The following is a 24842-nucleotide window of genomic DNA, read 5'->3' on the forward strand; positions in this document are numbered from 1 at the left end:
ATTTTTGATGTGTATTTGAAGGGATGTCTTTAACGGAGGACATCACCAATGATCGAGCAGATCATGATTGCCAATTTCCTCGGCCTTTCGCAGAACTGCCGGCCAATCCAGAAGCGTGAGAGGACTGAGGACGACTTCTACAGGGATCTTGGAAGCTCGCCTTTCGTAAGCTTCACCGCGTGGCTTACAAGCATCAGCCTCAACAAGCAGAAGGAGCGCGCCCTTCCGGCGCGATCCTCCATTCCTTCAAGCTGCAAGCCCGATCAGGCTGCCCGCCTTGCCCGGCCATGAGACTGTGTCGACGCTTCGATGCGGAACTGCTGCAGCAGGCTCATTAGTGTGTCGGCCTCGTCGGCGAGCTGGCGGCTTGCTTGAGTGGTTTCCTCGACCATCGAAGCGTTCTTCTGGGTCATCTGGTCCATGGCATTGACCGAACCGTTGACCTCCTGGAGCGCCGCCGACTGATCCTGGCTCGCCGTGGCAATGGTTTCGACGTGCTTACTGATCGCAATGATCTCCTCGCTGATCGAGGCGAGCACGCTGCCGGTTTTCTGTACCAACGCAGAGCCTGCCGTCACTTCTTGGCTGGACTTCTCGATCAGACCCTTGATCTCGCGGGCGGCATCTGCCGAGCGCTGCGCCAATTCGCGGACTTCCTGTGCGACAACCGCAAAGCCCTTGCCCGCCTCGCCGGCGCGCGCCGCTTCGATACCGGCATTGAGGGCGAGAAGGTTCGTCTGGAAAGCGATGTCGTCGATGACTTCGATGATCTGTTCGATCTGCTGCGAAGCCTGCTCGATGCGCCCCATGGCGGCCACGGCCTCGCTGACGACGACCCCGGAGCTGTCGGCGGTCTTCTTCGTGGCAGTGACCGCGTTGTTTGCTTCGCGAGCGCGCCCCGCAGACGAGCGCACGGTCACAGTGATCTCCTCGACGGCAGCTGCCGTTTCCTCCAAGCTGGCGGCCTGCGCTTCGGTTCGCTTGGAAAGCTCGCCGGCTGATGTCAGCATCGCGCCGCTATTGCGCTGGATGGCATCGGCGTTTTCGCGAATCTGCACGAGGGTATCCTGCAGGCGGACAAGCGATGCGTTGAAATCGACGCGCAACTGTTCCAGCCGGCCAACAAACGGCGTCTCGATCGTCTGTGAGACATCGCCCTTAGCGAGGCGTCCGAGGCCGGCCGCAAGCTGGTTCACAGCAAAGTCGATCTGACCGTCGAGCGAACGCTTATCGGCGTCGTTGCGGGCACGCTCGGCTTCGCTCAGCGCCCGCTGTTCCGCGGCCTGCGCCTCGAGATCCTGCTGGGCGCGGGCGCTGTCGCGGAAGGCGGCCAAAGCACGTCCTATCTCCCCGAATTCGTTCTTCTTTCCGAGGCAGGGGATTGTGCCTTCAAGATTGCCGGCGGAGATCGAATGAACGGTCTGCGTCAGCGCAAACAGCGGCTTTACGCAGGCGCGGATCGCAAAGAAGGCAAGCAGGCCGACAAGCAGCATGACGGCAGCGCCGACGCCGAGAACCATAGTCTGCAGGTGATTGATGCGGGCGAAATAGACTTCCATCGGAATGCCGATGAAGAGGATGCCGATATTGGCGCCGGCGGCACTCTTGACCGGGAAGTAGCCGGTCATGAAATTCCGCCCGAAGAGCTGCGCCGGACCGTAGTAGGCCTTGCCGTTCGCGAGAACCGGCTGCGCGGGATGATCGGCGGCAAGCTTGGTGCCGACAGCGCGGCTGCCATCTTCCTTCTTCACGTTGGTCGAAACGCGGACATAGTCATTGCCCTGCTTCTCAAAGACCGTCGCGACACCGGCGATCGACTGGGCCGTGCGATCGACGAGGGTATGGTCCTTGAATTCGGGAATGCCATCTTCCGTCACGGCGAGAAGCTCATCCCCCGTCACGCCGACAGCCGCGTTCGCATCCGCCGCACCATAGAGTACCGCCATCGTGCGGCTTGCGCCCTTTGCGTCCGAAATGGCGTTTTCCATCACGTATCGGCTAAGATTGTGATATGTGACAGCGACGATCGCCGCGGTGCTGATGGCGAGAAGAGCAAGCGTGATCGCAACCACCTGACGCACGATGGACGTCGAAAAGAATCGCGGCATGAAGACCTCCGGTGAGTACAACCAAGGTAAGAGTAAGAGAAAAGCGTTAAGGATTTTTCTCGCAGTCGGCTTGCCTGATAAGATGTCGCCACTGGCTTGCTGACAGCGCTTTCCTGCCTGCCGGATTGGCCGCACCGGTATGGCCGGTTTGCAACCATAGGAAAAGCGGCTCCGGAGACCGAAGCCGCTTCGCGAATTGCAAGATGGGGCGGAATTTACGCCGCGCGATAGAACGCTGCGTCCGACCCTTCGCCGTCGATCTTGAACTGCTGGACGAGACCGAGAAGCGCATCCGCCTGACCGGCAAGTTCGCGGCTCGCGGCTGTCGTCTCTTCCACCATCGCGGCATTCTGCTGGGTCATCTGGTCCATCTGATTGACGGTCGCATTGACTTCCTGCAGTGCACTCGACTGGTCATGGCTTGCACGGGCGATCATCTCGACATGCTGGCTGATCGTCACGATCTGCGCGCTGATCTTTGCAAGCACGGTACCGGTCTCCTGCACGAACTGCGAGCCTGAGCTGACCTCCGTCGTCGACTTGTTGATCAGGCCCTTGATTTCCTGCGCGGCAGCGGCGGAACGCTGCGCCAGTTCGCGGACTTCCATGGCAACAACTGCAAACCCCTTGCCTGCATCGCCCGCCCGCGCGGCTTCGATACCGGCGTTCAGCGCTAGCAGGTTGGTCTGGAAGGCGATCTCGTCGATGACGCCGATGATCTGTTCGATCTGGCGCGATGCGTCCTCGATGCGGGTCATCGCGTCGATGGCGTTGCTGACGACGGTTGCCGAATCGTCGGCGCTGCGCTTGGCCTCGCGAACGACCTGGTCGGCATCCTTGGCGCGCGCCGCCGACGAACGGACGGTGACGGTGATCTCATCGACAGCGGCCGCCGTTTCCTCGAGAGAAGCCGCCTGATGCTCCGTGCGCTTTGCGAGATCTTCGGCGGACTGAGCCATCTGATTGCCGTTGCCCTGGATCATTTCGACATTGTCGCGGATCTGGCTCATCGTTGCCTGGAGGCGCAGCATCGAGCCGTTGAAATCCTGGCGCAGTTGCTCGAGACGGCCGATGAACGGCGTTTCGATCGTGGTCGAAATGTCGCCCTGCGCCATACGTTCGAGGCCGGCGGCAAGCTCGGTGACGGCAAACTCGATCTGGCGATCCATCTCGCGCTTTTCGGCATCGTTGCGCTGGCGCTCCTGTTCGGCGGCTGCGCGCTCTTCTTCGCTTTCTTCCTCGATGCGGATCTTCGAGAGCGCATTTTCCTTGAAGATGCCGAGGGCGCGGGCCATGTCGCCGATCTCGTCGAACCGCCTCTCACCGGAAATGCTGGTATCTAGCGCACCGTCGGCAATGCGGCGCATGGCGGCAGTGATCTGGCCGATCGGACGCTGCAGCGTCAGCACGAGGGCGAAGCCGCCGACGATCGAGACGAGGATGCCGAGGCCGGTGGTCAGAACGGAGATGCTGTTTGCCTGCGTGCGCTCGGTTCCTGCCGACTGCTTCTGCAGCTCGGCGAAGGTGGTCAGTTGGCCCCAGACGCTATCGAGCTGCTGACGGGCGGCTGCATAGTCAGTGGTACGCTGACCGATCGTGGCGACCAGCTTTTCGCCGTCGCTGTCCATGGAAGCCAGTGCGGGCGACATGGCGGCAACGATGTCTTCGGCGAAGTCCATGCCCTTGGCGCTCGCAAGCAGCGTGTTGAGGTTGGTGCCAAGCGTCGTGATTTCCTGATGCAGGCGAACGCGGTTGTCAGGGTTCGGCTTGGCGGTGAATTCGCCGAGCACCAGCTGCAGCGAATAGATCGAGGTCTCAAGACGGCGAGTGTCTTCGAGAACGGAGTTCGTCTGAGCGATGCGGCCGTCGAGCTCGACGAACGTCGTCGTCGCTTCCCGCATCATCTGCGTAGCCGTCAACTGCGTATAGGTTGACATCTGGCGGAAGCGGGAAACAAGGCGGCCAAGGTTGGCAATCGCTTCATCGGTCGCCGCGTCAGGCGCTGCCGCCTGCGTCTTCAGGTCGTTGATCGTCTGGGCAATCGACTGCGTCATGCTCTTCTGGTTCTGCGGCACAGAGATTTCGATGAGGCGCTGCGCCTTGGCGATCTGCGGGATCGCGTCGGTGACGACCTTCAGCTTGTCGGCAGGAGCCTGCGCCTTGTTGAAGGCAGTCATGACGGAGGCAAGCGTATCGCCACCCTTCAACAGCCGATCGGCGGCGCGGAGCGTCGCGGTGGCCTTGCCTTCGTCGTTGCGGATATTTTCCTGGAGCTGCTGTGCGTCGTAGTTGACATTGAAACGGCTGCTGATCAACGTCTTCTGTGCGTCATCGATCGACTTGCGAAGCGCCATCTCCTGTTCATGAAGAGACCATAGCTTGCCGACGGTATCCGCAATCCCCGCCGTGCCGTCCGACGCGGCCTGCAGGTTCTCGCGGCCACCATTGTCTCCGATCTGGTTCAGGGTGGCTTTCAGCGTATCCCGCTGCGTCTTGATGTCGGTGTAGAGCTTGTCGCGCGCTTCCTGGTTGGTGATCTGCAGGAAATCGCCCATCGAGCCATACAGATCCTTGAAGCCACTTAGCGACTGGAGGACGCTGTTTGAAATCTCCATGCGGCCCTGCAGCAGGCCGGAGGCATAGAGGCCTGTCAGGCCGACGGCGGAAATGGCGACCACGAAAGGCAGGACGAAGATCAAAACCTTGGTCTTGATCTTGAAGCGCGAAAGGATCTTGTCAATAAACATGGCGATACCGGCCTTCCATACACCACTCCTCCCACCGGCTGAAATCGGCGCCGGCCGAGTGCATCGAGCTGATTGTGGGACACTGGGGAACCCGAGGGGTCAGGCGGCAATCATTGCCAAATCATCTCCGGCACAAAAGCGGCGATGCCCAAACATTCGCGGGGAATGTGACAGAAGATGTCTTAATATTCAGATAAGCTGAACCGTTTGAAATCGTGTCTTCCCGCAACATCGATCCGCAAAGCACTTTGCCGCATAAGGACAAAGCGCAAAAAGTATGACGAAAGGGATGTGTCAGAAGACGTGAACGATCAGGATGCTCACAAGTGCCGCCGTTGCACCGGTTGCGAGCATAAGGAAGCGGGTAGTCGCAAGCTTCGTGTCAGGCTTCGCCTGAGCGATTGCGATGGCGCGGGCGCGTCGTGCGTTCCTGTTCATGCAAAGATCCTCACTTCGTTCAAGAACCAACAATCCATCAAAACGGCTTGCCGGTAAAGCGCAATTTAGAAAGCTCTTTCCTAACGGCCATTGGGACACGATGGCGCAACCTTCTTAACGAGTCTTGAATCTCCTGCTCCAGATTCCTGCCTACAAGGATTCACCTGCGGCAAAACCCGAGGCCCAGGCCCATTGGAAATTATAGCCGCCGAGCCATCCCGTCACATCGACGCATTCGCCGATGAAATAGAGGCCGGGTATGCTTTTTGCCTGCATCGTGCGGGAGTCGAGCCCAGCCGTATCTATGCCTCCAAGCGTCACTTCGGCGGTGCGATAGCCTTCCGAGCCGGAGGGCTTGATCTTCCAGTTCTGCACCGCATCGCAGAGACGGATAAGCCCCTTGTCCGAGAGATCGGCCATGTTGCCGGAAATGGCTTCCCGTTCCGTCAGATATTGCGCCAGCCGCTTCGGCAGGATTTCACCGAGCGCCGTCTGGGCCGACTGGCGGCCGTTCGCCTGCTTGGCTTTTTTCAGATGCATTAGAAGGTCGACGTCCGGCTCGATTTCGATCGCGATCTCATCCCCTTCCCGCCAATAGGAGGATATCTGCAGGATTGCCGGGCCGCTAAGGCCGCGGTGGGTAAAGAGCAGGGCCTCGCGGAAGCCGGTTTTTCCATGCCGGATTTCGGACGGCGCCGAGATCCCCGAAAGCGGCGCAATGCTTTCCAATAGGACTGGATCGAGCGTCAGCGGCACGAGACCCGGTCGCGTTTCGACGAGCGCGAGACCGAACAGTTCGGCGATGCGGTAAGCAAAACCCGTCGCACCCATTTTCGGTATCGACTTGCCGCCGGTCGCCACGACGAGCGAGGCGCACTCGTATTCGCCTTCGGACGTCCTGACGCGAAAGCCGTCGCTGTCTTTTTCAACGGCCAGGACTTCGGTCTGCAACCGCAGCTGCACAGCTGCCGCCCGCATCTCCTCGAGCAGCATCCGGATGATGTCCTTGGCACTGTTGTCGCAGAAGAGCTGGCCGAGCGACTTTTCGTGCCAGGCAATTCCGTGGCCCTCGACCATCGCGATGAAATCGGCAGGCGTAAAGCGTGCAAGGGCGGATTTGCAAAAGTGCGGATTGGCGGACAGGAAGTTCTTCGGTCCGGCATGGATATTGGTGAAATTGCAGCGGCCGCCGCCCGAGATGCGGATTTTCTCTCCCGGCGCTTTCGCGTGATCGAGAACGACCACGGAGCGGCCGCGCTGCCCGGCGCGGATGGCGCACATCATTCCGGCGGCGCCTGCGCCTATGACGATCACGTCGCTCTTCAGTCTCAAGCCCATTTCCCTTCTGTGAGTGGCGCCTTCTTTTTCTATCAAATGGCGAAAGTCAACGCTGCTGCCCCTCGCCAATTGCCAAACTCCAGTTATGATGACCTTCCGATCAACCGCGAACATGTGTGTCATGTCACCCAAGAAGACGACGCTGAAACCTGCCAGAAACGTGCCTGCCTCTACGAAAATTCCCCCAGAACCCGGATCTTCGCGCGGTGTGGCCAACTGGAAGGAAGCGGCGCAGTGGCTTCGCGCACGCGGCATCGAGGACATCGAGTGCATCACCCCGGACCTCGCCGGCGTTCCGCGCGGCAAGATGATGCCGACATCAAAATTCACATCCAATACGTCGCTGGCCCTGCCCTCGGCGATCTATCGCCACACGATCTCCGGCGAATATCCCGAGGAGACCGAGAGCTTCCGCTACGAGCCCCGTGACAGCGACCTCAAGCTGATGCCCGATCTTTCGACGCTTTCCGTCGTTCCTTGGGAGACTGATCCGACGGCGCAGGTGATCTGCGATATCGTCAACTCGGAAGGCGAGGAGGTTCCCTATACACCGCGTAACCTCCTCAAGCGGATCATGGGACTTTACGCCGAACGCGGTTGGAAACCGGTCGTCGCGCCGGAGATCGAATTCTATCTCGTGGCCAACAACGACGACCCGGATTATCCGTTGCGCCCGCCGAAGGGCCGATCGGGCCGATCGATCCTCGGCGGCCAGGGTTATTCGATCGCCGGCATCAACGAGTTCGACGAACTGATCGACGATATCTACCATTTTTCCGAGAAACAGGGCCTCGAGATCGATACGCTGATCCATGAGGAAGGCCCAGCGCAGCTCGAGATCAATCTGCGCCACGGCGACCCGATCGAGCTTGCCGACCAGGTCTTCATGTTCAAGCGCACCATCCGCGAGGCTGCGCTGAAACACGATATCTATGCGACGTTCATGGCGAAGCCGATGCAGGGTCAGCCGGGCTCGGCGATGCATATCCATCAGTCGGTCGTCAACATCGAGACCGGCAAAAACGTCTTTTCCAATTCCGACGGATCGGCGTCGAAGGAGTTCTTCCACTTCATCGGCGGCATGCAGAAATATGTGCCGAGCGCACTTGTGATGCTGGCGCCCTACGTCAACTCCTACCGGCGCCTTGCGCCGGACATGTCCTGCCCGGTCAACAACGCCTGGGGTTACGACAACCGCACCACCGCATTCCGCGTGCCGGTTTCCGACCCGCAGGCACGGCGCGTCGAAAACCGGCTGCCGAGTTCCGATGCCAACCCCTATCTGGCCCTGGCTGCTTCGCTGGCATCGGGCCTTCTCGGCATCATGAAGGAGATCGAGCCGACGGCACCGACCGAGGACGCAGCCAATGAAGGGTCGATCGACCTTCCGCGTGGCCTGCTCGAAGCCGTGGCACTCTTGGAAGACGAACCGGCATTCGAGGAGGTGTTCGGCAAGGAATTCATCGGCCTCTATGCAGGCGTGAAGCGGGGAGAGTTCGAAACCTTCATGCAGGTGATCAGCCCCTGGGAACGCGAATTCCTGCTGCTCAACGTGTGAGGAGGCCGCCGCATGACGGTGCAAGAAAACTGGCAGAGCCCCATCGCGCCGGGCGTTTCGTGGTACCAGGCGACGGTGGGCGAGCGGCCGACCTATCCCGAGCTTGACGGATCCAAGACATGCGATGTCGCCATCGTGGGCGGCGGCTATACCGGCTTGCAGGCGGCATACAATCTGGCGAAAGCTGGCGTCTCGGTCGTGCTGATCGATGCCTGCCGTTTCGGCGACGGGGCATCCGGTCGCAACGGCGGGCAGCTCGGCACCGGCCAACGCTGGTGGCCGGAGGAACTGGAGGAGAAGATCGGCTACGAGCGTTCCAAAGCGCTCTTCGATCTTGCGGAGGCTTCCAAGAAACACCTGCTCGATTTTGCGACCGAACATCAGATCGACATCGAATTCATGCCCGGCCAGATGAACGTCTCGCACAAGGAAAGCTACAAGCGCTTCTATTACGAAAATGCCGAGATCGCAGCCCTTCGTTACGATTATCCGCACCTGCGGTTCATGGACAGAGAAGAGACGCAGGAACGCCTCGGCTCCAAACGCTACTACTGCGGCGTGCGCGACACCGGCACCGGCCACATTCATCCGCTGAAGCTGCTGATCGGGCTGGCGCGCGTTGCGGCCAATGCCGGGGCGCAGATTTTCGAGATGACCAAGGCGACCGCAATCGGCCAGGGCGGCGGCAAGGTGACGATCGAAACGCCGAAGGGAACAATTGTCGCCTCCCGCGCGCTGATTGCCTGCAACGGCTATATCGGCAATCTGGAGCCGGTGACGGCAAGCCATGTCATGCCGATCCGCTCCTTCATCGGCGCAACCGTGCCGCTCGACAAATATCCTGCCGTGCTTGCCGGAGGGGAAGCCGTCGCCGACTCGCGTTTCGTCGTGCGTTATTTCCGGAAGTCCAAGGATGGACGGCTGCTTTTCGGCGGGCGGGAAGCCTATACAGCCGACAATCCGCGCGATATCAGCACACATATCCGCCGCCAGATCGCCGAAATCTATCCGGCACTCAGGGACATCGAGATCACGCATGCCTGGGGCGGCAGCGTCGGCATAACGATGCCGCGCCAGCCATTCGTGCGCGAAGTGATGCCGGGCGTCACCTCAATCGGCGGATATTCGGGCCACGGGGTGATGCTGTCAAATTACTGCGGCAAACTTTATGCAGAAACGGTGCTTGGAAAATCCGCCGATCTCGAGCTCTTCAAGGCGCTCGATATTACGGCATTTCCCGGTGGCGCGGCAATGCGCGCGCCGCTGCTATTCCTCGCCTTGTCGTGGTTCGCGCTGCGCGACAAGTTTTAAGGGCGATTGCGGGATTTCCTCCCGGGGCAATTCGCTTTAAAACCGAGACCCGACAGATTCATTGCATCGCACACTGGCTTTTTTAAATCGATTAGATTAAAAGGCCGCAACCAGCCTGATTGAGAGAAGAGCTCATGAGTAGCCAGATCATCCCCGTCGAACCCTTTGATTATGTCGTCTTCGGCGGCAGCGGCGATCTTGCCGAGCGCAAGCTCCTTCCCGCCCTTTATCACCGCCAGATCGAGGGCCAGTTCACCGAGCCGACGCGCATTATCGGCGCTTCTCGCAGCCCGCTTTCCGATGACGAATACCGCAAGTTCGCGCAGGATGCCCTCAAGGAGCATCTGAAGAAGGGCGAGTATGACGAGGCGGAAGTCGAGAAATTCTGCAAGCGCCTCTTTTACGTCTCCGTCGACGCCCGTTCTGACGGCGGCTGGGATCAGCTGAAGAAGCTGCTGGACGAGGGCAAGGACCGCGTCCGCGCCTTCTACCTCGCCGTCGCACCCGGCATCTTTGGCGACATCTCGCAGAAGATCGCCGAACACAAGCTGATCACCAAGTCGACGCGCATCGTCGTCGAAAAGCCGATCGGCCGCGACCTTTCCTCGGCACTGTCGCTCAACGATACGATCGGCCGTGTCTTCAAGGAAGAGCAGATCTTCCGCATCGACCACTATCTCGGCAAGGAAACGGTGCAGAACCTGATGGCGTTGCGCTTTGCGAACGCCCTCTACGAGCCGCTGTGGAACGCCAATTACATCGATCACGTGCAGATCACGGTTGCCGAAGCCGTGGGCCTCGAAGGCCGCGCCGGTTATTACGACACCGCCGGCGCATTGCGCGACATGGTGCAGAACCACATTCTGCAGCTCCTCTGCCTGACCGCCATGGAAGTACCGTCATCGATGGATTCCGAGGCGGTCCGCGACGAAAAGCTGAAGGTCCTGCGTGCCCTGAAGCCGATCGATGCTTCCAACGTCGAGCAGGTCACCGTGCGCGGCCAGTACCGCGCCGGCGCCTCTGGCAGCGGCCCGGTCAAGGGCTACCTCGAAGAGCTCGAAGGCGGCGTTTCGAACACGGAAACCTTCGTTGCCATCAAGGCTGAGATCAACAATTGGCGCTGGGCGGGTGTTCCGTTCTTCATCCGCACCGGCAAGCGCCTTACCGGCCGCATGTCGGAAATCGTCATTACCTTCAAGCCGATCCCGCACGCAATCTTCGACCAGGCAGCCGGCCGCATCAACCAGAACCAGCTCATCATCCGCCTGCAGCCGGACGAAGGCGTCAAGCAGTCGCTGATGATCAAGGATCCCGGCCCGGGCGGCATGCGCCTGCGCAACGTCTCGCTCGATATGAGCTTTGCGTCAGCCTTCAATGTGCGCAATCCGGACGCCTATGAACGTCTGCTGATGGACGTCATCCGCTCCAACCAGACGCTCTTCATGCGCCGCGACGAAGTTGAAGCCGCTTGGCAGTGGGTGGACCCGATGCTCAAAGGTTGGGAAACAACCGGCCAGCTCGTTCAAGGCTATACCGCCGGCACTTGGGGCCCAAGCCAGGCCATCGCGCTCATCGAGCGTGAAGGCCGCACCTGGCACGACAACATCTAGGATCGCGAGCGATGGCAGCAACCTTGCATGCTTTTTCCAATGCAGCGGAACTTGCAAACGGCCTTGCGGACAAGGTCGCGGAGCGGCTTTCTGCAGCGATCACAGCCCGCGCAGCGGCCAGCATCGCCGTTTCCGGCGGCTCCACGCCGAAGGCCTTCTTCCAGGAGCTCTCCGTCCGCGACCTCGACTGGAGCAAGGTGACCGTCACGCTTGTTGACGAGCGCTTCGTTCCCGCCGACAATGAGCGTTCGAACCATCTGCTGGTCGCAAACAATCTGCTGCAGAACAAGGCGAAGGCGGCGCGCTTCCTGCCGCTCTATCAAAAATCAGGCTCTGCCGACGATGCGGCAAAGCTTGCGACTGCCGAAACGAAAGCGATTGGCAACCCGTTCGATGTGGTGATCCTCGGCATGGGCGGCGACGGCCACACGGCATCGTTCTTTCCCGGCGGCGACAACCTTGCCGCCGCGCTCGATCCAGCGACGCCGCGCGGGATCATCACGATGGAAGCGGAAGGCGCCGGCGAACCGCGCCTGACCTTCACCTTCTCCAGCCTTCAGGATGCCGGGCTCCTGGTGCTTCACATCGAAGGCGCGGGTAAGAAAGATACGCTGGCGAAAGCGCAAGAGGCCGGAGAAGAGGCCGAGATGCCGATCCGGGCCGTTCTGCGCCGGGCGGCTTCCCCGGTCGAAATCTACTGGGCGCCGTAAGACCAAGCCTTCGGGCAGCGCCGCCGAACGAAAACTTTTGAGCAACCAAGGCAGGATACCTCCCATGTCCGCTAACGCACGCATTTCCGCGATCACATCCCGCATCGTCGAACGATCAAAGCCGACGCGCGAGCGATATCTGGAACGCCTGCAGGCCGCGACTTCCAAGGGTGTGAGCCGATCGATACTCGGCTGCGCCAACCTCGCCCACGGCTTTGCGATCTGTTCCCCCTCCGAAAAGGACGCACTGGCAGGCGACCGCGTGCCCAATCTCGGCATCATCACCGCCTACAACGATATGCTCTCGGCCCATCAGCCTTTCGAGACCTATCCGGCGATCATCCGCGAAGCTGCGGCGGAAGCTGGGGGCATTGCCCAGGTCGCCGGCGGCGTTCCGGCCATGTGCGACGGCGTCACGCAGGGCCAGCCGGGAATGGAGCTGTCGCTCTTTTCCCGCGACCTGATTGCCATGTCTGCCGGCATCGGTCTGTCGCACAACATGTTCGATGCGGCGCTCTTCCTCGGCGTCTGCGACAAGATTGTGCCGGGCCTCGTGATCGCGGCCCTCTCCTTCGGCCACCTGCCCTCGATTTTCGTGCCGGCGGGGCCGATGACCAGCGGGCTGCCCAACGACGAGAAGTCTCGTGTGCGCCAGCTCTATGCGGAAGGCAAGGTCGGCCGCGCCGAGCTGCTCGAGGCCGAGTCCAAGTCCTATCACGGCCCGGGAACCTGCACCTTCTACGGCACCGCAAACTCCAACCAGATGCTGATGGAGATCATGGGCTTCCATCTGCCCGGCTCGTCCTTCATCAATCCGGGCACGCCGCTGCGCGAAGCGCTGACGCGCGAGGCGGCAAAGCGCGCTCTGGCGATCACCGCGCTCGGCAACGAATTCACGCCGGCCGGCGAAATGATCGACGAACGCTCCATCGTCAACGGCGTCGTCGGCCTGCACGCAACCGGCGGCTCCACGAACCACACGCTGCATCTCGTCGCCATGGCGCGCGCTGCCGGCATCCAGCTCACCTGGCAAGATATTGCCGAACTCTCCGAGGAAATCCCGCTTCTTGCCCGCGTCTATCCGAACGGACTGGCGGATGTGAACCATTTCCACGCCGCAGGCGGCATGGGCTTCCTCATCAAGGAGCTTTTGAAGAAGGGCATGCTGCACAATGACGTGCGCACGGTTGCCGGCCAGGGTCTCGAAGCCTATACGATCGACGTGCGCCTTGGCGACAACGGCACGGTCGTTCGCGAACCGGCACCGGAAAAGAGCCACGATGGCAAGGTGCTCGCCAGCATCGAAACGCCTTTCCAGGCGAATGGCGGCCTGAAGATGCTGCGCGGCAATCTCGGCAAGGCAGTCATCAAGATCTCCGCGGTCAAGCCGGACCGCCACATCATCGAGGCACCGGCGATCGTCTTCCATAGCCAGCAAGAGCTGCAGGACGCCTTCAAGGAAGGCAAGCTCAACCGCGACTTCGTGGCGGTTGTGCGCTTCCAGGGGCCGAAGGCAAACGGCATGCCGGAGCTCCACAAGCTCACGCCGCCGCTCGGCGTACTGCAGGACCGCGGCTTCCACGTCGCCCTGCTCACGGACGGACGCATGTCCGGCGCGTCGGGCAAGGTTCCGGCTGCGATCCATGTCACGCCGGAGGCCGTCGAGGGCGGGCCGATCGCCCGCATACAGGACGGCGACATCATCCGGCTCGATGCGATCCGCGGCACGCTGGAAGTCCTCCTTGATGCCGCCACCCTGGCGGACCGCGAGCCGGTGACGGCCGATCTTTCGGACAATGAATTCGGCATGGGCCGCGAGCTCTTCGCTCCCTTCCGGCGCGCCGTCGGCGCCTCGGACCACGGCGCCAGCGTGCTCTTCCACTGACGCAAAACAGCCCGCGAACGGATCGCGGGCTTGTGCAATTCCAGAAATGTCCGATCAGGCGCGAACGTCTAGAACGTGGTCGCGATGCGCCGGATGCGTGCTGTAGACAAAAATCTTGTTCATTTCCTTCTGCGAAAGCAGGCGCAGGAAGCGGACCTCGATGGTGTTGTTGGTGTTCACCCGCATCAGCATGCAGCCGACCTTGGTGATGCGTGCATCGGGAATATCCAGATAAAACTGCTTCGGCAAGGTGAACTGCGTCAGGATCGCCAGGATCGCGCTGCTCATCGAAATTCGTATGATATCGCAGCGCCGGGACGCCATATGCATGACGCCCTTTTCGGTGTACTCGATCCGCGCAGCGTTCATCGTATCCTCCATTTTGAACCGCTGTTCGCGGTCGTACATGAAGGATTCTTCCTTGTTGAGAAAATGCCCTGCTGGCAATGGATTGGATGCACCCACGACCCTGATTCCCCTTGAAACTATAAGAGGAAAGCTAGCAGCGGATGTTTAACAGAAAGTGATGATCGCTACGTTTCAGGCGCTCACAAAGAACCGCCCCAAAATAGTCTCCTACCTTCCGTAAGTGTGACCTTCGGCATCGAAAAGATGCAGTTTCGAGCGATCAGCAGCGAACCTCATCTTCTGACCTTTCTTGGTGTCGGTGATGCCCGGCAGCTTGACGATGATCGGCTCGCCCGGCACCAGGCCTTCGATATAAAGTAGCGTGACTTCGCCGAGCGCTTCGACGATCGAGACCTCGCCTTCGAAGATGTAGTCGTCGCCACTGGCGATCTGCAGGTCCTCAGGGCGCACGCCGAAACTTGCCGTCTTGCCTTTTTCGGAAGCCGCGGTCGGAATGTCGAGCGTGACCGACCTGCCGCCCTTGAGCGTGATCGTCGTGGCGGCACCGGCATCACTTATGGTAGAGGGGATGATGTTCATGGCCGGAGAGCCGATGAACTTCGCGACGAAGAGGTTTGCCGGACGCTCGTAAAGCTCCAGCGGTGCGCCGACCTGCTCGATATGGCCGGCCGACAGGACGACGATACGGTCGGCAAGCGTCATCGCCTCGACCTGGTCGTGGGTGACGTAAATCATCGTGGTATCGGCCATCTGCTCATTGAGGCGGGCGATCTCGATACGGGTCGCGACGCGCAATGCTGCATCGAGGTTCGACAGCGGCTCGTCGAAGAGGAAGACCTTCGGATCGCGGCAGATGGCGCGGCCGATCGCAACGCGCTGGCGCTGGCCACCGGAGAGCGCCTTCGGCAGGCGGTCGAGATAATTGGTGAGCTGCAGGCTTTCGGCGGCGGCTCTCACGCGACGATCGATCTCCTGCTTGCTCTCGCCGGCGATCTTCATGCCGAAAGCCATGTTGTCGAAGACCGTCATGTGCGGATAAAGCGCGTAGGACTGGAACACCATGGCGATGCCGCGCTTCGACGGCGGGACGTCGTTGACGAGTTGGCCATCGATATACATCTCGCCGCCCGTGATGTTCTCAAGGCCGGCGATCATGCGCAGCAGCGTCGACTTGCCGCAACCCGACGGCCCCACGAAGACGATGAACTCACCCTGGTTGATCTCCAGGTCGATGCCGTGGAGGACATCCACGGAGCCGTAGGATTTACGGATTTCCTTTAGAGTAAGTCCAGTCATTTGATGCTCCCCTCCTGATCCTTAGGCGAGACGGGCGAAATACGCCCCCCAAGCCGGAATATCGATCTTGTCGCCGTAGTTGTTGCTGGTGAAACCGTGTCCCGTCAATGCCTGCCATTCTCCCATCGGCAAGCTGACGTTGATTTCCACCGGGCTCATGTTGAAAATGCAGAGCAATTGCTCGTTGCCGTATATGCGCGTGAAGACAAGCGCATCGCCTTGCGGCTGCTCGAATTCGATCTCGCCCTTGGCAAACGCCGGATACTGCTTGCGAAAGGCGAGGAAGCGGCGGTAGTGCTCGAGCACGGAATTCTCGTCGCCCTGCTGCACGCTGACGGCGCGCAGGATATGCTCGACCGGCACCGGCAGCCACGGCGTGACGGTCGAGAAGCCACCTTGGGAAACCTGCGAGTCCCAGACCATAGGCGTGCGGCAGCCGTCACGTCCCTTATACTCCGGCCAGAACTGGATGCCGTATGGATCCTGCAGGTCCTGGTAGGCAAGATCGGCTTCGGTCAGGCCGAGCTCCTCACCCTGATAAAGGCAGACGGAGCCACGCAGGGTCATCAGCAGCGAGGCATACTGCTTGGCGAATGCGTCATGATCGGCGACGAGCGAACCCCAGCGGCTGACATGACGCATGACGTCGTGATTGGAGAATGCCCAGCAGGCCCAACCATCAGGCGCTGCGGCGGCGAAATCTTCCATCACTTCTTCGACACGCTCAGGCGAAAGCGGATCGGGGGCGAGAAACTCGAAGGCATAGCACATATGCATCTTGTCGTTTCCGGAGGTGTATTCGCCGACGATCTCCAGGCCGCGCTGGCTGTCACCCACTTCGCCGACGGCCGCGATTGCCGGAAACTCTTCCAGAACCGCGCGGAAGCGCTTCAGGAACTCCAGGTTCTCCGGCCGGTTCTTGTCGTAGATGTGTTCCTGGAAATTATAGGGGTTCACCGCCGGCGCGGTCGAAGCGTTGCGGCGGGCGGGCGGCAGCGCCGGATTGTCGCGCAGCTGCTGGTCGTGGAAATAGAAATTGATCGTGTCGAGACGGAAGCCGTCGACGCCGCGCGTCAGCCAGAAGCGGACAACATTGAGCAACCGGTCCTGTACTTCCGGATTGTGCAGGTTCATGTCGGGCTGCGAGGTCAGGAAATTGTGCAGATAATACTGCATGCGTCGCGGATCCCACGCCCATGCCGAGCCGCCGAAAATCGACAGCCAGTTGTTCGGCGGCGCGCCATCCGGCTTTGCATCCGCCCAGACATACCAATCCGCCTTTGCGTTCGTCTTGCTGGAACGGCTTTCGGCAAACCAGGGGTGCTGGTCAGAGCTGTGCGAGATGACGAGGTCGATCATCACCTTGATGCCGAGGCGATGGGCCTCGGCAATCATCGTGTCGAAATCCACCAGCGTGCCGAAGATCGAATCGACGTTCTCGTAGTCCGAAACGTCGTAGCCGAAATCGCGCATCGGCGAGGTGAAGAAGGGCGAAATCCAGATCGCGTCGGCACCGAGGCTTGCTACATACGGCAGGCGGGCGGTGATGCCCTTCAGATCGCCGATGCCGTCGCCGTTTGAATCTTGAAAGGAGCGCGGGTAGATCTGATAGATTACCGCACCGCGCCACCAGTCCTTGTCGACCGTCAAAGTGGTTTGAGATGCTATGCTCATGTCTGTTCCTGCGGGATGTGTCGTGTTGGGATGATGATCAGCCCCCCTTGACCGAACCGGCGAGCAGGCCGCGCACCAGATAGCGCTGCAGCCCGAAGAAGACGAGCAGCGGTATGATGATGGTGACGAAGGCCGAAGCCGTTAGGATTTCCCAATTGCCGCCGCGCGAGCCGAGCAGCGCGTTCAGCGCGCCGGTCAGCACGAGGTGCTGCCTGTCGGTGCCGAGGAAGACCATGGCAACAAGCAGGTCGTTCCACACCCAGAGGAACTGGAAGATCGCGAAGGATGCAAGTGCGGGGAAAGAAAGAGGCAAAACGATGCGGACGAAGATTTCGAAATCGCTTGCGCCATCGACACGCGCGGATTCGATAATCTCCTTTGGTAGCCCTGCGATATAGGCCCGCAGCAGGTAGATGGCCAGCGGCATCCCGAAAGCCGTGTGCGCCAGCCAGATACCGAGATAGGTCTTGGACGGCGCATCGAAAGCCGCACCAACCATATTGTAGAGGCGCAGCAGCGGGATCAGCGACATCTGCAGCGGCACGACGATGAGGCCGACGACCAGCGCGATCAACAGTGCGCGGCCCGGGAACTCCATCCAGCTCAAGGCGTAGGCTGCAAAGGCAGCTATGAGGATCGGAATGATGGTCGCCGGGATCGTCACCGTCAGCGAATTGATGAAGGATTGGCCGATGCCCTCGCCCGTCAAAACCGTCCGGTAGTTCTGCAGCGTGAATTCCGGCGGCGTTGCGATCGAAACGTAGACGCGCCGGCCGCCGTCGTCCGGGCCGAAGGGGGCGCTCTTTATGTAGCGGTAACTGCCGTCGCTGTTGACGAGCAGCGAGACGCCGTCGCCGAGGTCAGCGGTCTCACCAGCGCTGTAGGCAGCGGGCTGCTGGACACGCGTGCCGAAGGCTCTGACCGAACGTCCTTCCTGGCCTTCCAGGACATTGCCGGCGATCACATAGGTCGCGCCCTCCTGCTTCTGCTGGTCGGGTTGTCCAAGGCGGGATGCCACGGTACGGGAGGAGCCGGCGAAGGCTGTCCACCAGCCGGAGACGACGAGCTGATCCTTGTCTCGCAGCGCGCTGATGAAGATGCCGAGCGTCGGAATAAGCCACACGATCACGATGACCAGAACGACGAAGTGGACAAAAAGGCGAGCGGGGCCAATCTTGAAGAAATCTCTGGCAAGCGTCATCTCAATGGCCCCCCAGCTCGCGATTGGCGCGGCGGACGTTCCAGACCATGATCGGCGTCACGGCCAGCATGATGATGAGGGCGATGACGGCGCTTCGGCCGGAATCGCCGCCTCCGCGGAACATCCAGTTGAACATCAGGTTGGCAAGAACCATCGAGTTCCATTGACCGTTGGTCATGGTCAGAACGATGTCGAAAACCTTCAGTACGAGAATAGTGATGGTGGTCCACACGACGGCGATCGACCCCCAGACCTGCGGCACCATGATGCGCCAGAAGATTTGCCAGCCGTTGGCGCCGTCGATGACAGCGGCCTCGATGGTTTCTTCCGGAATACCGCGCAGCGCTGCGGAGAGGATGACCATGGCAAATCCTGTCTGGATCCAGATCAAGATCACCATGAGGAAGAAGTTGTTCCAGAAGGGCACCGAAATCCACACCTGCGGTGTGCCACCGAAAAGCTGCACGATCGCGTTCAAGAGCCCGATCTGGGTGTCGTTGCCGCCGCGAAACTCGTAGATGAACTTCCAGATGACGGATGCGCCGACGAAGGAGATCGCCATCGGCATGAAGACGATGCTCTTGGCGATGTTGCCCCACCAGATGCGGTCGGTCATCACTGCGATGACCAGGCCGAAGAACGTGCAGGCCGCCGGAACGACGGCGAGCCAGAGAATATTATTAAAGATGGATTGGCGGAATTCACGATCGCCGAAAGCCCACTGGTAATTTGCAAATCCGACGAACTGCTCACCGGAGCGATCGTGGAAGGAGAGGATTAAGGTCGCCACGACGGGGTAGACAAGATAGACGATCAGCAAAAACAGTGCCGGCCCGAGAAAGAGCCAGGGGCGGATCATCGCGCGGCGGTTCAGATTGCGCGCCGCGGAACGAATGTCGCCATCCTTCACGGGTAGCGCCAGATCCAGAATCTTGTTCGAAAAATAAAAATAGGCCGAGCAGGCGAATACCGCCACCACCACAACGCCCAACGCGGAAACTATCTGCGACAGCATTCGTCCCTCCCCGTGCTACCCTTGCCTATGTTGAAGGGTCGACACCCGTTACCGTCAACTTCTTTATGCGTTTGATCACAGCATCCGGCGTTGACCGGGCCTGCCGGTCCGGTCATTCGTGCCAGCAATGCCGCGGGTTTCCCGCGGCACCGGCTATCGCGATTACTTGATGGCGTCCCAGGCGGACTGGATTTCCTTGCCGGTGTCTTCCGCAGACTTGCCGCCGACGAAATCGACCATGCCGGTCCAGAAGGCGCCCGCGCCGATCTTGCCGGGCATCAGGTCCGAACCGTCGAAGCGGAAGGTCGTGGCCGTCGTCAAGATCTCGCCTTCCCGCTTCATCTGCTCGTTGGCATAGGCGGCGGTGTTCACACCCTTGTATGGCGTCAGGAAGCTCGACTGCGCCATCCAGACCTCGTGCGCGATCGGCGTCTTCAGGAATTCGACGAAAGCGCGGGCGGCCTTCGAATCCTTGGTGATCGAGACGAGCGTGCCGGCACCGAGAACCGGCTTGCCGAGGTCGGCATGCGCCGCATAGGTCGGCATATAGAAGAAGTCGGCGTCCTGACCGAGCTTCGTGCCTTCGGGGAAGAAGGACGGGATGAACGAAGCCTGATGGTGCAGGTAGCACTTCGGCGGAACCGCAAAGAGACCCTTCGGGCTGTCGCGGAAGTCGGTCGAGGCAACGGCGGCAGCACCGCCATCGACATAGCTCTCGTTCTTGGCGAACTTGCCGAATTCATCGATCGCGGCAACGACGGCCGGGTCGGTGAATTTCACTTCGTTCGTGGTCCACTTGTCATAGACATCCGGCTTGTTCATGCGCAGCATGATGTCTTCGATCCAGTCGGTCGCAGGCCAGCCGGTCGCGCCGCCGGAGCCGAGGCCGATGCACCATGGAACGCCGCCGTCCTTGACGATCTGGTCCGTCAGGGCATGGAGCTCTTCCATCGTGGTCGGAACCTTATATCCAGCTTCCTTGAAGTTTTCCGGAACATACCAGACAAGTGACTTCACGTCGGCCTTGTAAGGGAATGCATAGTAGCCGTCCTTGCCGTCCTTGCCCTTGTAGGTGCCGTAGCCGACCCAGCTGTCGCCCGCGCCGTAATTGTCCTTCACCCACTTGGAATTCTCCTCGCCAAGCGGCGTCAGGAGCCCCTTGCTGGCGAGGTCGGCCAGGAGGCCGGGCTGCGGCAGGATCGCGACGTTCGGAGGCGAGCCCGCCTGCGTATCGATAACGATCTGTTGTTCGTAGTTCTCGGAGGATGAATAGGTGGCATCGACGCCCGTCGCCTCGGTGAAATAAGCAAGAATGCTGCGGAAGAAGGCCTCGTCCTCACCGCGCCACGGCCCGAAGATTGTCAGCGGCTCGCCTTTCAAATCGGCGTGAGCTGCCTTGAACTCGTCATAGCTCTTCCAGTTGAACTTCGTATCCTGACCTGGAGGAAACTTCAGATCGGCAGCGGAAGCTGCCCCGGCAAACAGCGCCGTTACGGCAACGCCCATCAAAAGAATTTTCTTCATGTGATCAACCTCCCATCACAATCCCAACGGCGCTTCCCAACCTCCCGAGGGCAAATTTCAAAGCGCTTTGACACTCATTTCACTTTCGGGAGAAAAGAGTCAAGCCATTTCAAAAATACCGCGAAACGAGACGCTTGCATTGCCCATTGCAGCGGCACCTGGAGGTGAATATGGAGCGATTTTTCTTGAGTCAAGCGCCGGACTTGCTACATAATTGAAAGCGCTTTGGACACAGGGACGCGTGTGTTGAGGGCGCTGAGGAGGAAACGCGGCAGGTGAATCTCAAACAGCTCTCGCAATTGCTTGGTCTTTCGCAGACGACCGTCAGCCGTGCACTCAATGGCTATCCTGAAGTCAACGAGGCGACGCGCGAACGTGTGCTTCGCGCCGTCAAGGAAACGGGATACCGGCCGAACAAGGCGGCTCAGCGTCTCGCGACGGGCAAGGCGGGTTCGATCGGACTAGTGATGCCGATGGCGCCTGGCCATCAATCGGATATACATTTTGGTGAGTTCCTGGCCGGCCTCGGAGAGGAGGCCGTTCGGCAGGACTTCCATCTCGTCATCATGCCATCGGACCCCGACGATGAAGTGGCTGCACTTCGCCGCCTCGCGATCAGCGGCAATGTCGATGCGCTTTTCGTTGCCTCTATGCGCGCTCACGACCCGCGCCTGGCGATGCTGAAATCGCTGGCGATGCCGTTCATCGTGCATGGCCGCTCGTTCGGGTCGGAGCCGGATTATCCCTATCTCGATATCGACAACGAAACCGCCTTTTACGATGCGGCGAAACTCCTGTTGCAGCTCGGCCATACGCGATTCGCGCTGATGAACGGCCCGGCGCATCTCGACTTTGCGATCCGCCGGAAAAACGGCGTGGTCGCCGCCTTGTCGGAACGGGGACTGACGCTTTCCAAAAACTGCGTCAGTCACTCACTGATGACCGACGAGCAAGGCCTGATCGCGATGGAGCAGTTTCTGCAGATGCCGGAGCGTCCGACCGCCGTCCTCTGTTCCAGCACCGTGCTCGCACTCGGCGCGATCCGCGCCCTGAACCAGGCCGGCCTGAAGCTCGGTGAGGATATCTCGCTCATCGCCCATGACGACGAGCTGCCGCTTCTGAAACCGGAGAATTTTTCGGTCCCGCTGACGACAACGCGCTCGTCTCTTCGTGCCGCCGGCGCCCGGATTGCGCAGCGCCTGATCGGCACCGTCAAAGAGATCGGCTCCTATCCGGAGCACGAGCTGTGGAAAGCGGAGCTGATCGTCAGGGCCTCGACCGGCCCCGAACCGCGATAGGCCTCAAAACTTCGGCGGCGTCTGGCCGGCGGCGCGATGCGCGGCAATGACGGTATTGGCCATCAGCATGGCGATCGTCATCGGGCCGACGCCACCTGGAACCGGGGTGATTACCGCGGCGACATTCGATGCTTCCTCGAAGGCGACGTCGCCGACCAGCCGTGTTTTGGCCTCGCCCCTTTCCGGTGCGGCGATGCGATTGATGCCGACATCGATGACGGTGGCGCCGGGCTTCACCCAATCGGCCTTGACCATCTGCGGGCGGCCGACGGCCGCCACCAGGATATCGGCGTTGCGGCAGACGGCGGGTAGATCCTTGGTGCGCGAATGGGCAATTGTCACCGTGGCATTGGCATTGAGCAGCAACTGCGCCATCGGCTTGCCAAAGAGGTTCGATCGGCCGATGACGACTGCGTTCAGCCCAGACAAGTCCTCGCCATGCATTCGGCGGACGAAAACCATGGCACCGGCCGGCGTGCAGGAGACGAGGCCGGTTTCAAGGTCGCCAGTCGCAAGCTTGCCGGCATTGACGACGTGCAACCCGTCGACATCCTTTTCCGGAAGGATCGACTGGATGATCGGCTCGCTGTTTAGATGCTTCGGCAGCGGCAGCTGTACGAGGATGCCATGGATCGAGGGATCGGCGTTGAGTGACGAAACGAGCCCGGCAAGCTCTTCCTGCGTCGTGTCGGCCGACAGGGTGTGCTGTACCGACTTGAAGCCGCATTCCTTGGCCATTTTGCTCTTTGAATTGACATAAGCATGGCTTGCCGGATCGTCGCCGACGATCACAACGGCAAGGCCCGTCTTCACGCCGCTCTGCTTTTCCAGCGAAGCCGTCGCCATCTTTACTGTTTCGATTATCGAAGCGGCTACCTGCTTGCCATCGATCACTGTCGTCACGCGATTCTCCTGCACTGCCTCACGCGCAAGCTAGGCTCTCGCCAGCTGCGCCGTTTGCCTCAGAACGCCGTATCCTGTTTAAAAGCGGCAAATGCAAGAGCAATGATGCCGCGGCCGAGATCAACGATGGCCGGCGCCGTGGGATTGCAGCCTGTCGCGCAGGCCGGCGAGCCGATCGCGCAGCAGTTCGAGTTCGCCGGCTGCCACCTCCGGCTGTTCCGGGACCGTTAGCGTTTCCGCGGCACGTGCGGGACGCTGTCGCAAGAAGCGCAAACCAAGCATGCCTGCAAGACCGATCGCCATTGCGAGTGCAGCGCCGACGGCAGAGCGAACCGGCAGTCCGGGTCCGGCGGCAACGGCAGTGGTCTTTATCGGTTTGGCAGCAGTGATCGAAGCGGCGATGGAAGCCGTCGCCGTAACGGCATCTGCCATACGCGATCTCGCCGCCTCTGTCTTGTCGCGCAGTTCGGTCAGTTTGGCGAGATCTACACCGGTGTCCCGGCTCTGTGCGATCAGCGTGTTGCGCTGATCGTTCAGCGTCTTTCGTGCTTCTGCGGCTGCCTTAAGAGCGGCATTTGCGTCTTGGGACTGGCGAGCCAACTCCTTCGCAACCTTGTCCTTCAGGCCGTCAACGACAGCCTGCTGTCCGAGACGGCGCGGATGGCGCGGACCGAGCTCGTTCGAAAGCAGCGACAGCGTCGCCTTCTCGGTGACGTATTTGTCGCGCGCGTCCTGCAGCGCAGGCGAGATCGCTTCGAGCGGCAAGGAACCGCTCAGCACATCGCCGGGCTTGGCCGCCTTGAGACGATCGGTCTCTTGCTTGGCAAGCGTGATCCGCTGCTCGGCGATCTTGAGATCGGCGTCAAGCTGGTTGATGCGCTGCTGAAGATCACTTGCGACTTTGACATTGCCTTCGCCGCTGCTTGCGGTGAAGGCGGCCAGCTGCGCCTTCACATCCTCATAGGCCTTGCGCAACCCGGCGCCCGCCTCCGCCGATGCAGGAGGGCCGCTGGACGTCAGCATATCGGAAAGCCAGGAAGCGATATGCAAAGACTTCGCGCCGTCGGACGTCGTGACTTTCAGACGGACTGTGCCCTGCGTTCCATCCGCATTGGCCTCGACCATTCCTGCAAGCGCCGCTTCCGCGCGCGAGGCCGCATCGGCCGCTGCACCACTGCCCGAAAGGAGATCGAGTGCTACACCGATCGTGGATTGGCCGCCGGTGAACTCGGGATCGCGATCGAGCTTCAACGCCCCAACGGCGGCAGACATGGTGCGGCCGGAAAGCAGGCGTTTCACGGCTGCCGCGGTCACGGCGCCGCGCTCGGCTTTGGCCGCCTGCACATGAAATGCCGCCTCCGCCGCGTAATGCGCGGGTTCGGCCGGCATCAGCAAGGGGACGCCTGCGCCCACCAAGGCAGTAACGGCGATTGTGCCTATCAGCTTCGCCAAACTGCGGCGGCGGACGGGACGAGCGCTGAGATCTGCTAAATCTACCTGCCGGGCCTTTACAGGCGCCGCCAGTCTATACTGCGGCGGCTCTGGAGGACGGACATCGTTTGCGGCACGCAGCCGTGTTTCGAGGATTGTCTCGATGCGATCGACCAGGTGCGGCGGTTCGGGCGGTGCGCTCCGCTGCAGGCGCTGCTCTTCGAGTGCTTTTCCGATCACCCTCAGCAGTTCGGCCTCCGAAGGGCGAACGGGCAGGATTTCGAGATTTCGGCCACGTGCATCGACTTGCGCCGCCGTTGCCAGTCGGCGCCTGTCAATGCTGCCTTTTAACCTGCTGTCATACATGACGCCATATCTCATGCGCACGAGCCGAGCCGCCCGTAGGAAGCGGATGATTAAGGCACT

19 protein-coding genes are annotated in these 24842 nt (G+C 60.7%); 7 read left to right on the forward strand and 12 right to left on the reverse strand.

Features of this window, described 5'->3' with window-relative positions; translation table 11 throughout:
* The first annotated feature begins 48 nt into the window (after nucleotides 1–48).
* Nucleotides 49–291 carry a hypothetical protein gene (locus BLP23_RS03725; protein WP_092583587.1) on the forward strand — a complete coding sequence of 81 codons (243 nt, stop codon included), beginning with the start codon at nucleotides 49–51 and terminating at the stop codon, nucleotides 289–291.
* Here BLP23_RS03725 and BLP23_RS03730 read toward each other — a convergent pair.
* The 4 genes from BLP23_RS03730 to BLP23_RS03740 all read right to left on the reverse strand — a co-directional run bounded on the left by BLP23_RS03730 (nucleotide 264) and on the right by BLP23_RS03740 (nucleotide 6631).
* Complete coding sequence (locus BLP23_RS03730) at nucleotides 264–2108, reverse strand: methyl-accepting chemotaxis protein (RefSeq protein ID WP_092583588.1); 1845 nt, start codon at nucleotides 2106–2108, stop codon at nucleotides 264–266. The two genes, BLP23_RS03725 and BLP23_RS03730, sit on opposite strands and share 28 nt — an antisense overlap.
* A 215-nt stretch (nucleotides 2109–2323) precedes the next feature.
* Nucleotides 2324–4855: a methyl-accepting chemotaxis protein gene (locus tag BLP23_RS03735; RefSeq protein WP_092583589.1), complete on the reverse strand. Its 2532-nt coding sequence runs from the start codon at nucleotides 4853–4855 to the stop codon at nucleotides 2324–2326.
* A gap of 294 nt (nucleotides 4856–5149) precedes the next feature.
* A complete protein-coding gene (locus tag BLP23_RS33585; RefSeq protein WP_167363823.1) occupies nucleotides 5150–5293 on the reverse strand; it encodes a hypothetical protein in 144 nt (47 codons plus the stop codon).
* A gap of 150 nt (nucleotides 5294–5443) precedes the next feature.
* Entirely contained in the window at nucleotides 5444–6631 is a 1188-nt protein-coding gene (locus BLP23_RS03740) for a BaiN/RdsA family NAD(P)/FAD-dependent oxidoreductase (RefSeq protein ID WP_092583590.1), read from the reverse strand.
* 121 nt (nucleotides 6632–6752) lie between these two features.
* On the opposite strand from BLP23_RS03740, the gene BLP23_RS03745 reads away from it, so the two are divergent.
* The 5 genes from BLP23_RS03745 (at nucleotide 6753) to edd (ending at nucleotide 13705) form a co-directional block, all read left to right on the forward strand.
* Complete coding sequence (locus tag BLP23_RS03745; protein WP_092583591.1) at nucleotides 6753–8189, forward strand: glutamine synthetase family protein; 1437 nt, start codon at nucleotides 6753–6755, stop codon at nucleotides 8187–8189.
* Between the two features lie 12 nt (nucleotides 8190–8201).
* Nucleotides 8202–9500 carry an NAD(P)/FAD-dependent oxidoreductase gene (locus BLP23_RS03750; RefSeq protein WP_092583592.1) on the forward strand — a complete coding sequence of 433 codons (1299 nt, stop codon included), beginning with the start codon at nucleotides 8202–8204 and terminating at the stop codon, nucleotides 9498–9500.
* Between the two features lie 134 nt (nucleotides 9501–9634).
* Complete coding sequence (gene zwf, locus BLP23_RS03755) at nucleotides 9635–11110, forward strand: glucose-6-phosphate dehydrogenase (RefSeq protein ID WP_022717204.1); 1476 nt, start codon at nucleotides 9635–9637, stop codon at nucleotides 11108–11110.
* A gap of 11 nt (nucleotides 11111–11121) precedes the next feature.
* Nucleotides 11122–11820: a 6-phosphogluconolactonase gene (gene pgl / locus BLP23_RS03760; RefSeq protein ID WP_092583593.1), complete on the forward strand. Its 699-nt coding sequence runs from the start codon at nucleotides 11122–11124 to the stop codon at nucleotides 11818–11820.
* Between the two features lie 64 nt (nucleotides 11821–11884).
* Complete coding sequence (gene edd, locus BLP23_RS03765; RefSeq protein ID WP_092583594.1) at nucleotides 11885–13705, forward strand: phosphogluconate dehydratase; 1821 nt, start codon at nucleotides 11885–11887, stop codon at nucleotides 13703–13705.
* Nucleotides 13706–13759: 54 nt separating this feature from the next.
* Here the strand turns inward: edd and BLP23_RS03770 are convergent, their stop codons facing one another.
* The 6 genes from BLP23_RS03770 to BLP23_RS03795 form a co-directional block, all read right to left on the reverse strand.
* The gene (locus BLP23_RS03770) at nucleotides 13760–14113 is read right to left on the reverse strand and encodes a hypothetical protein (protein WP_092583595.1); all 354 of its coding nucleotides are present in this window, start codon (nucleotides 14111–14113) and stop codon (nucleotides 13760–13762) included.
* 168 nt (nucleotides 14114–14281) lie between these two features.
* Complete coding sequence (locus tag BLP23_RS03775) at nucleotides 14282–15370, reverse strand: ABC transporter ATP-binding protein (protein ID WP_092583596.1); 1089 nt, start codon at nucleotides 15368–15370, stop codon at nucleotides 14282–14284.
* Nucleotides 15371–15391: 21 nt separating this feature from the next.
* Nucleotides 15392–17044: a beta-galactosidase BglA gene (bglA, locus tag BLP23_RS03780; RefSeq protein WP_092583597.1), complete on the reverse strand. Its 1653-nt coding sequence runs from the start codon at nucleotides 17042–17044 to the stop codon at nucleotides 15392–15394.
* A 37-nt stretch (nucleotides 17045–17081) separates the two neighbouring features.
* Nucleotides 17082–18245, reverse strand: coding sequence for a carbohydrate ABC transporter permease (locus tag BLP23_RS03785; RefSeq protein WP_092583598.1), 1164 nt, complete (start codon nucleotides 18243–18245; stop codon nucleotides 17082–17084).
* 1 nt (nucleotide 18246) lies between these two features.
* The gene (locus tag BLP23_RS03790) at nucleotides 18247–19260 is read right to left on the reverse strand and encodes a carbohydrate ABC transporter permease (protein WP_092583599.1); all 1014 of its coding nucleotides are present in this window, start codon (nucleotides 19258–19260) and stop codon (nucleotides 18247–18249) included.
* 162 nt (nucleotides 19261–19422) lie between these two features.
* Nucleotides 19423–20784, reverse strand: a complete 1362-nt coding sequence (locus tag BLP23_RS03795; protein WP_092583600.1) for an ABC transporter substrate-binding protein — start codon at nucleotides 20782–20784, stop codon at nucleotides 19423–19425.
* A 275-nt stretch (nucleotides 20785–21059) separates the two neighbouring features.
* Here BLP23_RS03795 and BLP23_RS03800 point away from each other — a divergent pair, with 275 nt between their 5' ends.
* Nucleotides 21060–22082, forward strand: coding sequence for a LacI family DNA-binding transcriptional regulator (locus BLP23_RS03800; protein WP_092583601.1), 1023 nt, complete (start codon nucleotides 21060–21062; stop codon nucleotides 22080–22082).
* A gap of 3 nt (nucleotides 22083–22085) precedes the next feature.
* Here BLP23_RS03800 and folD read toward each other — a convergent pair whose 3' ends face one another.
* Both folD and BLP23_RS03810 read right to left on the reverse strand, forming a co-directional pair.
* Nucleotides 22086–22985, reverse strand: a complete 900-nt coding sequence (gene folD / locus BLP23_RS03805; protein ID WP_092583602.1) for a bifunctional methylenetetrahydrofolate dehydrogenase/methenyltetrahydrofolate cyclohydrolase FolD — start codon at nucleotides 22983–22985, stop codon at nucleotides 22086–22088.
* 120 nt (nucleotides 22986–23105) lie between these two features.
* Nucleotides 23106–24782, reverse strand: coding sequence for a GumC domain-containing protein (locus BLP23_RS03810; RefSeq protein WP_092583603.1), 1677 nt, complete (start codon nucleotides 24780–24782; stop codon nucleotides 23106–23108).
* Nucleotides 24783–24842 lie beyond the last annotated feature (60 nt).

The organism is Rhizobium mongolense subsp. loessense (assembly GCF_900099775.1).
Lineage (GTDB): Bacteria > Pseudomonadota > Alphaproteobacteria > Rhizobiales > Rhizobiaceae > Rhizobium > Rhizobium loessense.

Bases quoted from the DNA above. Each gene is read 5' to 3' on its own strand.
- BLP23_RS03725 (WP_092583587.1), top strand. From the start codon at position 49: ATGATCGAGCAGATCATGATTGCCAATTTCCTCGGCCTTTCGCAGAAC.
- BLP23_RS03730 (WP_092583588.1), bottom strand. From the start codon at position 2,108: ATGCCGCGATTCTTTTCGACGTCCATCGTGCGTCAGGTGGTTGCGATC.
- BLP23_RS03735 (WP_092583589.1), bottom strand. From the start codon at position 4,855: ATGTTTATTGACAAGATCCTTTCGCGCTTCAAGATCAAGACCAAGGTT.
- BLP23_RS33585 (WP_167363823.1), bottom strand. From the start codon at position 5,293: ATGAACAGGAACGCACGACGCGCCCGCGCCATCGCAATCGCTCAGGCG.
- BLP23_RS03740 (WP_092583590.1), bottom strand. From the start codon at position 6,631: ATGGGCTTGAGACTGAAGAGCGACGTGATCGTCATAGGCGCAGGCGCC.
- BLP23_RS03745 (WP_092583591.1), top strand. From the start codon at position 6,753: ATGTCACCCAAGAAGACGACGCTGAAACCTGCCAGAAACGTGCCTGCC.
- BLP23_RS03750 (WP_092583592.1), top strand. From the start codon at position 8,202: ATGACGGTGCAAGAAAACTGGCAGAGCCCCATCGCGCCGGGCGTTTCG.
- zwf (WP_022717204.1), top strand. From the start codon at position 9,635: ATGAGTAGCCAGATCATCCCCGTCGAACCCTTTGATTATGTCGTCTTC.
- pgl (WP_092583593.1), top strand. From the start codon at position 11,122: ATGGCAGCAACCTTGCATGCTTTTTCCAATGCAGCGGAACTTGCAAAC.
- edd (WP_092583594.1), top strand. From the start codon at position 11,885: ATGTCCGCTAACGCACGCATTTCCGCGATCACATCCCGCATCGTCGAA.
- BLP23_RS03770 (WP_092583595.1), bottom strand. From the start codon at position 14,113: ATGTACGACCGCGAACAGCGGTTCAAAATGGAGGATACGATGAACGCT.
- BLP23_RS03775 (WP_092583596.1), bottom strand. From the start codon at position 15,370: ATGACTGGACTTACTCTAAAGGAAATCCGTAAATCCTACGGCTCCGTG.
- bglA (WP_092583597.1), bottom strand. From the start codon at position 17,044: ATGAGCATAGCATCTCAAACCACTTTGACGGTCGACAAGGACTGGTGG.
- BLP23_RS03785 (WP_092583598.1), bottom strand. From the start codon at position 18,245: ATGACGCTTGCCAGAGATTTCTTCAAGATTGGCCCCGCTCGCCTTTTT.
- BLP23_RS03790 (WP_092583599.1), bottom strand. From the start codon at position 19,260: ATGCTGTCGCAGATAGTTTCCGCGTTGGGCGTTGTGGTGGTGGCGGTA.
- BLP23_RS03795 (WP_092583600.1), bottom strand. From the start codon at position 20,784: ATGAAGAAAATTCTTTTGATGGGCGTTGCCGTAACGGCGCTGTTTGCC.
- BLP23_RS03810 (WP_092583603.1), bottom strand. From the start codon at position 24,782: ATGTATGACAGCAGGTTAAAAGGCAGCATTGACAGGCGCCGACTGGCA.